Source organism: Streptomyces carpinensis, assembly GCF_002154505.1.
GTDB lineage: Bacteria > Actinomycetota > Actinomycetes > Streptomycetales > Streptomycetaceae > Streptomyces > Streptomyces carpinensis.
Genome location: NZ_MUBM01000271.1, coordinates 1 through 9,026 on the forward strand (window position 1 = coordinate 1; position 9,026 = coordinate 9,026).

General features: G+C 70.7%; 6 protein-coding genes and 2 pseudogenes. 4 read left to right on the plus strand and 4 right to left on the minus strand.

From position 1 onward, the window contains the following. Positions 1 to 316: 316 nt before the first annotated feature. Positions 317 to 544 carry a hypothetical protein gene (locus BZY54_RS32450; RefSeq protein WP_244217456.1) on the minus strand — a complete coding sequence of 76 codons (228 nt, stop codon included), beginning with the start codon at positions 542 to 544 and terminating at the stop codon, positions 317 to 319. A gap of 549 nt (positions 545 to 1,093) precedes the next feature. On the opposite strand from BZY54_RS32450, the gene BZY54_RS32460 reads away from it, so the two are divergent. Next, positions 1,094 to 1,513 (plus strand): hypothetical protein, encoded by a 420-nt coding sequence (locus tag BZY54_RS32460; protein ID WP_086728904.1) that lies wholly within the window; start codon positions 1,094 to 1,096, stop codon positions 1,511 to 1,513. 2 nt (positions 1,514 to 1,515) lie between these two features. Here the strand turns inward: BZY54_RS32460 and BZY54_RS32465 are convergent. Both BZY54_RS32465 and BZY54_RS53810 read right to left on the minus strand, forming a co-directional pair. Continuing rightward, positions 1,516 to 1,760: pseudogene (locus BZY54_RS32465) on the minus strand (TetR/AcrR family transcriptional regulator); the annotation flags it as partial. A 332-nt stretch (positions 1,761 to 2,092) separates the two neighbouring features. Continuing rightward, positions 2,093 to 3,061 carry a helix-turn-helix domain-containing protein gene (locus tag BZY54_RS53810; RefSeq protein WP_244217457.1) on the minus strand — a complete coding sequence of 323 codons (969 nt, stop codon included), beginning with the start codon at positions 3,059 to 3,061 and terminating at the stop codon, positions 2,093 to 2,095. 343 nt (positions 3,062 to 3,404) lie between these two features. Between BZY54_RS53810 and BZY54_RS32475 the strand changes: the two genes are divergently transcribed. The 3 genes and pseudogenes from BZY54_RS32475 (at position 3,405) to BZY54_RS32485 (ending at position 7,728) form a co-directional block, all read left to right on the plus strand. Further along, positions 3,405 to 3,962, plus strand: coding sequence for a DUF3291 domain-containing protein (locus BZY54_RS32475; protein ID WP_086728905.1), 558 nt, complete (start codon positions 3,405 to 3,407; stop codon positions 3,960 to 3,962). A 140-nt stretch (positions 3,963 to 4,102) separates the two neighbouring features. After that, positions 4,103 to 4,348 (plus strand): annotated as a pseudogene (locus tag BZY54_RS52405) (FAD-dependent oxidoreductase); the annotation flags it as partial. Positions 4,349 to 4,662: 314 nt separating this feature from the next. Further along, the gene (locus BZY54_RS32485) at positions 4,663 to 7,728 is read left to right on the plus strand and encodes a M36 family metallopeptidase (RefSeq protein ID WP_208640844.1); all 3,066 of its coding nucleotides are present in this window, start codon (positions 4,663 to 4,665) and stop codon (positions 7,726 to 7,728) included. A gap of 108 nt (positions 7,729 to 7,836) precedes the next feature. On the opposite strand, the gene BZY54_RS32490 is transcribed toward BZY54_RS32485, so the two are convergent. Further along, a partial coding sequence (locus tag BZY54_RS32490) for a helix-turn-helix domain-containing protein (protein ID WP_208640845.1) occupies positions 7,837 to 9,026 on the minus strand: 1,190 nt, incomplete at its 5' end.

Consider the following 9,026-nt stretch of genomic DNA (forward strand, 5'->3'; position numbering starts at 1 on the left):
GGGGGCGGCGGGGTCGACCCCGAGGCCGACGCGGTGCGGAAGGCGGCGCCTGCGGCCCCCGTCACGGAGCCGGTCGCGGCCCGCGTCGGGGAACGGGCCGAGGAGATGCTGGAGGGCGCGCGGGCGGCTTGACGCCACGCGACTCGGGGCGGCCCCGGTCACGGGCCACGCACGTACTCACAGCCAGTCCACGAACACCGTTCCGGTACTCAGGGACTTGCCGGAGAGTCGGCCGGCGCTCCTCCCGGTGCCGTCGACACCAAGTTGAAGAGCTGTGGCAGTGACGGCTCTGCCCTGTCTCCGAGTCGAACCGCGATCAGCCACGCTTCTCGTAGCGGTAGTTGTAGTAGTCCTTGCCGCCCACGAGGACCGAGGTGACGAACCTCGGCAGGCCGTCGGCGTCCCGCTCGACCTCCTGCGAGGTCTGCCGGGTGAAGCCCGGCGACAACCCGGGAATCACCGGGTGTTCGGGCTGCGACGTATCGACCGACCAGCCCCGCTCGGCGGCACGCCGGAGGAGGTCCTCGGCGGGGGTGGTGAACACCTCGTCCCCTTCTCCATTGCCAGTCCCTCAATCCTTCACGACGGCGCCGTTTCAGGATGTCGTAGTTCGTCGTCCAGCCCTTCTTCTGGAGCATGGCCTGGAACTTCCTGTTGTTCTTCGGGCTGTCCACCATGTCCTTGATGCGGGTGTCGTACATGTCGCCGCACATCTCACGGATCTCGTCGATGTCCAGGGGCGGCTACCCATCCAGGCAGGGTTCGGCAGGGGCAGCCCACCCGGGTGGGAATGCCCGGCCCGACCCCTACCCGGCTGATGCCCGGCTTCTGAGGAGTGACCGCGGTGTGACGGCGCCGGCGACAACCGGCTATGACACTGAGTGATGATTTGGACAAAGGTAAGAAACAAGTGAGTCGAACGACAGCCGTTGAGCTGCCGTTTTACGTCGAACTCGCCCGTTCCCACACCGGCTACCGACCATCCTGGGTCGCCGCGCGAGCGACTTTGGGTCAACCTTGAGGAGCGCGATCGGACCGTCACAGTGTGTGATCGCGCCGCAGGGGGACATCCGTCGAACAACGGGAGACCACCATGCATGCCACCCTCCGTCGCCGCTGTGTCCGTACCCTCGCCGCGGGCGCCCTGTCCGCCGCACTGGTGTCGGCCGGATCGGCCGGAGCCTTCGCCGCGGGCACCGCGCCGATGCCGGAGCCGAACGCCACGCACAGCATGAAGCCGATGGCCAAGGCCTCGATCACGATCGACCACACGTCCGTCAAGGCCGGGAAGAGCGTGATGCTCTCGGGGCGCACCGCCAACCTCGCGGCCGCCACCACGCTCACGGTCCAGCACCTGAGCAACGGCAAGTGGACCACGCTGCGCGGGGCCACCGTGGTGAAGAAGGGCAACACCTTCACCGTGACCACGAAGCTCGCCGCCACGGGCCGGCAGCACCTGCGCGTGGTGTCCGGTCCCACGCGCTCCAAGACGGTCACCGTGAACGTGACCTGACCTCAGGGAGAACGCCGCTGACGGGCTCGTAGCCCGCCGAGCAGCGCTTCGAGCACCGCCTCGAATTCCCCTTCGACCGCCGGCCGCTCCCACTCCCTCGCGTAGCACGGGTCGTGGGAGCGGCCGGTGGCATGGAACACAGCGCGGGCCGTGGCCCCGGGTCGGCGGCCGCGGCGACACCCGCCTCGGCGATCCCGGTCAGTTGGGCGGCCAGTTCGGCGATGTGCTGGCCGACCACCTCGCCGCTCGAACCACGGCCAGCACTGGCATGCCAGGGGCCGGCGGCCGAACTGGCATGGTTTGGCACGGGGAACAGACGGCTCAAGCACGCACCCGACTCACATGCTGTCGTGGACCAGGCCATCGGCCTGGTCATCGTCTTGGGCCGTGTACCACGCTGGGGCGGCGCGCGGCAGGGGCCCACGCACGGCCAACGCGCGTCTGTGCGGCACCCGGTGAGGGGGCCGGGCCCGGCTGGGTCAGCGGTGTATCCGACACGGCGGCCGTCGCGGCGTACGACTCGGTGTGATCGAAGACCGTGACGCCGAGGAGGGTCATGGCGGCGATGTGCCCGACCGCCTACAAGGCGCCCGGGGCGGTGCCTAACGGATCGCGGCCACTCACGCGACCGCCTGCCCACTTACCTTCCGGGGCGCGCCAGTTGGACTTGGACCTGCGGCTGCGCCGGGTGCGGGCTGGCAGGCGTGCCGTCCTGCGGGGGCGGGCCGCCCGTCCGCTGTGGTGGCCTGGCCGGGCTGAGCGACCGGCACGGTCGGCGCAGGAGGTCTTGGCCCACGCTGACGGCCTGTGTGGCAGGAGGTTCCCGCACAGATTGCTGAGGGGCGGGCCTCCGCCATCAGCATCTGACGGGCTTGCAGCTACTGAGGGGGACACAGGATGAACGAGCTGCCGCCATCCCCGCACCCTGGCCATTCTCCGGCAACAGCCAACGGCTAGGGGGGGCGTGATTGAGTCGGGGGCGGTTACTGGCGACTTGGCCTGGATGGAGGTCTTCTCGTCCGCGCTGATCATGTACTCGTCATCGCCGAGCTGTTCGCCCTGCCAGGTGCGGGCGTACAGGTCCAGCACGCAGGCGGCCTTCAGCCGGAAGCCGGGGCTGGTGGTGAAGATCCGGGAGCGGTGCTGCCAGGGCTTGAGCGCGTCCTGGGCCAGCCGGCGGCGCACGGTCGACGCCGACATGAACGGGGCGATGCCCCGCCGGGCGGCCTCGCGGGCCAGTTCCGGGCACGACCAGCGTGAGAGCGGTACTTCACTCTCGGCAGGCAGCCGGCAGGCCGGCGACTTGACCTCGGTGGCCTGCGGCGGTGTGAACGAGGAGCGAGAGCCGCAGCGTTGACGGTCTTTGAGCCCGGGCGGGCCCGCCTGGGCGAACAGGCCACGCAAGCGGCGCACGGTGTCCAAATGCAGCCCCGTCTCCCGGGCGATGCATGCGTTGGAGCGTCCATGCGCGGCGTGCAGCACCACCTGTGCGCGCACCCGCAGCCGGTGCTCGGCCTTGTGGCCGTAGGCCATCTTCTTCAACCGCACGCGTTCGGCGGCACTCGGGGCTATCGGACAGGGGGTGCGGACGGGCACGGCGGGCGAACCGATCGGCCGAAGTGGATCACTGTTGCCCCGCAGCCTGCCCCGCCCCAGCCCCTGCAATGACCAGTGCAAGAGGCCACTTTTACCGGGAAAACGCAACTTCGACATGGCCCGCAGAGGCAGCTACCTTCATCTCGTCTTCGGTGGTCGCCACGGTCACACAGGGCTTCCTTCAGGCAGGGCCAGCCGCGACGGGATGAGTCGGTCACGCCCCACGAACCCTCGCGCCCATGCGTAAGCCACCGAACCGGGTCCACGCCAGGCAGCCCCAACCGGGGAGAGACGCATGCCCCATCTTGCGCTGTACACGTTCGGCGTCCTGAAGTCACCTCTCGCCGATCCCGCACCTCGCACGCGCGAGTTCTACGACATTGGTGAGGCCGTCTACCGGAAGATCAGTCAGCACCCCGGATACCTCGCGCATGCTGAAGCGGCAGACGGTGACCGGGGCATGCTCTTCGAGGCGGACTGGGGTGCATGGGGAGAGTTCGCCGTACCGACTTGGTACGGCAAGGGCCGTACGGTGGAAAGCACCGCCCTGGCCGCGACCCTCTCGCTCTGGACCGGCCTGCGCCCCGCCTTCGACGCCGTCTACACCGGTCTGCACCGTGAGGCGCTCAACAGGCGTTACGACTGGTTCGAGAGGACAGGGCACCCGAATTACGTGTTCTGGTGGGTCTCCGACGGCGTGATACCGACCTGGCGGGACGGGGTTTCCAGGCTGGAGCACCTCCACGACCACGGCTCCGCGCCGCACGCCTTCACCTTCCACGACTCCTTCGCCCCGGACGGAACTCCGACCAGGGTCAAAGGCATCGGGCCCAAGAGCGACCAGGTTCGCTGACAAGGAAGCCTGAATGACTGGGTTCGCTGTCGAACGCCTCGATTGAACGACGGCGCACCGATGCGTCTGCGCTACGGCGGATCCGCCAGTACCTACGGCTTTACCCTCTACCTCGCGAGCACTTCGGCGCCGTCGGCGATGTGAGCGTCCCGTACGCCGACGCGCTCGCCGAAGCGCTGCCCCGCAGCCACTGGCTCGACCACCCGAACTCGCCCGTACCGCGCCCCACCCGGACAGACGACACCCGCTGTGATCTCGCCGTCGTCGGCGGAGGATTGAGCGGTCTGTGGACCGCGCTGCTCGCCTAGGAACGCGACCCCTCGCAGGACGTCGTGCTGGTCGAGGCCCGTACGGCGGGCTGGGCCTCGGCCGGCCGCAACGGCGGCTGCGTCTCCGTCCGTCGGTCGTGTGAATGCGCCTCTGCGCCGAAGCGGAGCTTGCCCCTGCCACCTGCAGCGCACAACGCCGGTCGCCGGCTCGGGCCGACCGCCGCACGGACGAGGCGTCCGGCCCGGTCCTGATGAAGCCCAACCTTTCCGGCCCGCCGGGCCGACCATGCCCGGCGGCGGCCTCTGGCGGAACTGTGCAGTGTCACATTTCCGCCACGCAGGGCCATTCCTGTGGCAACGCGTCAGGTGCCAGTCTCCGCGGACCCCGGACGGTCATCCCGTCCGGTCCTTCCACGAGGAGAGGGGTACGAGTGCGCACACACTCCACACGCTCCAGACGGGTGCGGCGGAGCGTCCTGGCGCTGGCCACAGCGTGCATCGTCGCGGTGATCCAGACCCCGTCCGCCGGTGCGGACCCAGGCCCGGCACAGCCGCAGTCCTCGGACTCCGGCTCGGGCATGCTCGGTGCTCACGACCACGGCAAGCCCGACAAGGACCTGCCCGGGGCCCACAGAGCCCCGTCGGCCAAGGCCAAGGGCGCGGCGGCCGAGGCTGACGCCCGGGTGCGCTGGAGCCGCTACGGCACGCCGACCACGGTCGTGCCGGACGGCGAGGGCACCACACTGGCGACCGGACTGCCGGCCGCACCCGAACAGGCCGCCCGCTCCTACCTGAAGGACAACGCGGCCCTGTTCGGCATCTCCCCCGACCAGGTCGACGACCTGAAGCTGGTGTCGAACACGCCGATCGGCAAGGGCGCGGCGGTGCTGCTCGCCCAGGAGGTGGACGGAAAGCCGTTCGGCCGGGACGGCCTGGTCTCCGTGGGCGTGGTCGACGGCACGGTGGTCAGCGTCACCGGCGCACTCGCCCCGGTCACCGGCACCCCGCAGCCCGCGACGCTCTCGGAGCAGGACGCCATCAAGGCCGCCCTGGCCGACGTGACCATGTCGCCGGGCAGGCTGACCGAGACCGAGGGCACCGGGAAGTGGCAGAAGTACGAGGCGGCGGACCTGGACGGCACCCAGATGGTGCGCCCGGTGGTCGTCGCCGACACCGACGGCACGGTGCGCTCCGCCTACCAGGTGCAGGCGGGCACCACCGGCGAGGAGCCGGAGCTGTACGACAGCATCGTCGACGCGCGCACCGGCGAGGTGCTGGCCCGGCGCTCCCTGGTGGAGTCCGAGCAGGTGGTCGACGGAGCCGAGGACGGCAACCCGCAGTGGAAGGTGTTCCCCTTCTCGCCCCCGCTGAACGACTCCTCCGCCGACACCCGGGAGACCTGGTGCTGGACGGCGGCCGCGGGCTGCGACCGGGTGGTCGGCGACGAGGCGCCGGGCGAACCGCACCAGCCCTGGGACATCGCCTCCGGCAAGGGCGGCGGCACGTACGGCAGTTACTACAAGCCGGGCACCACGCTGGGCGCCAACGCCTTCGCCAGTGACGGTCTGACGGCCACCGGGCGCAACTGGCTCGGCATCACCCCGAACGTGCGGCCCGACCGGGTCTACGACTACTCCTACACCGACGCCTGGCACGCCAGCGGCTGCGACCCGAAGGTGCTCACCAACCCGGCCCAGCCGGACCGGGACGCCGCGCTCGGCAACCTGTTCGCCCAGCACAACGGGATGCACGACTTCTCGTACCACCTCGGGTTCACCGAGAAGGCGTGGAACATGCAGCACGACAACTACGCCCTGGGCGGCAAGGGCGGCGACCCGGAGATGGGCGTCGCCCGGTCCGGCGGCAGCAACCCCAGCACCCGCAACAACGCCAACCAGAGCACCGGCGCCGACGGCGGCGTGGCCCTGACCAACATGTACCTGTGGCAGCCGCAGGCCGGGGCCTTCTACGGACGCTGCGCCGACGGCGACTTCGACGCGTCCGTCGTCGGCCACGAGTACACCCACGCCATCACCAACCGCATGATCGGCGGCCCCGACGCCGGTATCTCCGGCACCCACGGCGGCTCGATGGGCGAGTCCTGGAGCGACCTGGTCGCCAGCGAGCGGCTGATCGAGACCGGCGTGGTCCCGGACGGGGTGGACCCGTGGGTGGTCGGCCCGTACGTGACCGACAACAACCAGCGCGGCATCCGCAACTTCGCCATCGACCACAGCCCGCTCAACTACTCCAACTTCGGCTACGACATGAGCGGAGCGGAGGTGCACTCCGACGGCGAGATCTGGAACGCCGTGCAGTACGAGGTGCGCCAGGCGCTCGTCGGCAAGTACGGCGAGCCGTCCAAGAAGGTGCTCGCCTCGTGCGCGGCCGGGAAGGCTGCGGTGGAGGACTGCGGTGGTGGCCGCCGCTGGATCCAGCTGATGTTCGACTCCTACCTGCTGATGGCCGACGGCAGGATCACCATGGTCGACGCCCGGGACGCGATGCTCGCCGCGGACCGGATCCGCTTCGGCGGCGCCGACCTGGACGTCCTGTGGACGGCGTTCGCCAAGCGCGGCCTCGGCATCGGCGCCACCGCCACCTCGACGAGCGACACCCGGCCGCACGCGGACTTCTCCACCCCGAATGGCAAGAACGGCACGGTGACCTTCAAGATCGCCGACGACGGCGGCAAGGCGATCGACGGCGCCAAGGTCTACATCGGCCACTTCACCACCCGCACCACGCCGGTCGCCGGCACGGCCTCCGGCCTCGACGCCGCCGCGCGCCTCACCCCCGGCCGCTACGACGCGGTAGCGGTAGCCCCGGGCTACGGACTGGTGCGGTTCGACTTCCAGGTCGGCGGCACGTCCCAGCGGACCGTCCCGGTGCACATGGAGCGCAACCTCGCCTCGGCGGCGGCCGGCGCCACCATCACCGGCGACGGACTGAACCTGGCCCGGCTCATCGACGACGACGAGGGCACCAACTGGGCGTTCGTCGGGAACAAGACCAGGACGTCGGTGGTCGGCAAGGGCGTCAGCATCCACCTGGCCGGCGACGGCCCGAGCAAGATCCGCCGTGTCCAGGTCAGCGCCCTGAACCGGCCGACCGACAGCAAGGACCCGGGTGGCGACACGGGCAGCCAGAGCCGCTTCTCGGCCCTGCGCCAGTTCCGGATCTCGGCGTGCACCCGCACCGAGTCGGTCGACTGCTCCCAGCCCGGGCAGTTCAAGCCGGTCTACACCAGTGCGGCGGACGCCTTCGCGGCGGCCAAGCCGCGTCCGGCGGCGCCGGACCTGACGATGCGCGGCTTCGACATCCCGCTGACCACCGCGACCGACCTGCGGTTCGAGACCGTCACCAACCAGTGCATCGGCGGCCCGGCGTTCGCGGGCGAGCAGGACAACGACCCGAACAACGTGACCGACTGCGCCACCGGTTCCACGGCGGCGTTCAACGTGCGGGCCTCGGAGTTCCAGGTGTTCGAGCACTGATCCGGCGGGGGTGACGGAGGCTTCGGCACCGTCACCCCCGTACGGCTCCGCGAGGGACCGGCCCCGTGCGACCGGGTCCGGTCGCTCGTGTGTGCCGGCCGCCGGCCGTCACAGCCATCCGCGGCGGGCGGCCTCCCAGGCCAGCTGCATCCGGGTCTGGACCCCGGCGAACTCGATCAGGTCACGGATACGGCGCTGGACGGTCCGCAGGCTCGTGCCCAACTGGCCGGCGACCGCGGCGTCCGTCAGCCCGGTGAGCAGCAGGGACAGCAGGAGCAGGTCCTCCGGCGGAGGGGTCCGGTCGCACTCGGTCTCGCCGGCCAGGCCGTCCTCGGTGAGCACCAGAGGGGAGGCGCCGTTCCACAGACTCTCGAAGAACGCGACTAGGGCGTCGAGCAGCGCGCCGGGGCGGACCAGGACGGCGGACGGCCCGGCCGACGGGTCGGCGGACGACCCGGCCGAGGGACCGGCCGACGGGGCGGCCCACGGACCGCCGGGCGGTTCAGCCGACGGGACGGCCGATGGTTGAGCCGACGGACCTGCGGACGGGTCGGCGGGCGGGCTGTCCACGCTGGAAGCCGGTGCGGAAGGAGACACCAGCATGGCCAGCTCCCGGTCCGCGACCACCATCTTCACCGGCACCTCCGCGGAGACCCGGGCCTGTTCTCCGCGCCCGACGAACTCGCGGATCCGGTACACCTCGGGCGGCACCTCCAGCGTCGACCTCTCGTAGACGACGCGGTACCGCACCCCCGAGGCCAGGACCTCCAGTTCGGTGTCGTTGCCCCGGGAGGGCACCGCCACGTTCGGCGGCTTGCACAGCGCCAGGATCTCGTCGCGTGCGCCGCGCTGGAGCTGCTCGAACGTCCGGGCCATCGCCTGCGCCCCGGTGACGGTCTCGACCGTCTCGCCCGAGCCCCGGCGCCGGGCCTCACTGCGGTATTCCTCGGTGAGCTTCTCGATCACGGACTGCGCGGCCTGCAGCTCCTGTTGCCGACTCAGCAACACGGGGCCGAGCGCCAGGTCCGGCGGAGACGCCCGGAAGCGGTGCGCCGAGCCCTCGGCGCGGCTCACCAGTCCCTTCGCCTCCAGCGTGTCGAGGAGCACGGCCGCATCCCGCCCGGACAACCCCAGACTGCGGGCGAGTTGGGACGGCGTGGCCTCCGACATCCTGACCAGACTGCGATAGGCCCGTACTTCCACGGAGTCGAGACCGGCGGTCTCGAACATGGCGCTCCTCTCGTCCTGCGGTCCTGCATCGACCCCGTCACTGGTACCGGCTCCGGCCGGCCGGAGCC

Excerpts from the sequence above, each read along its gene's own strand:
- BZY54_RS32460 (WP_086728904.1), top strand. The coding sequence starts at position 1,094 with ATGCATGCCACCCTCCGTCGCCGCTGTGTCCGTACCCTCGCCGCGGGC.
- BZY54_RS32475 (WP_086728905.1), top strand. The coding sequence starts at position 3,405 with ATGCCCCATCTTGCGCTGTACACGTTCGGCGTCCTGAAGTCACCTCTC.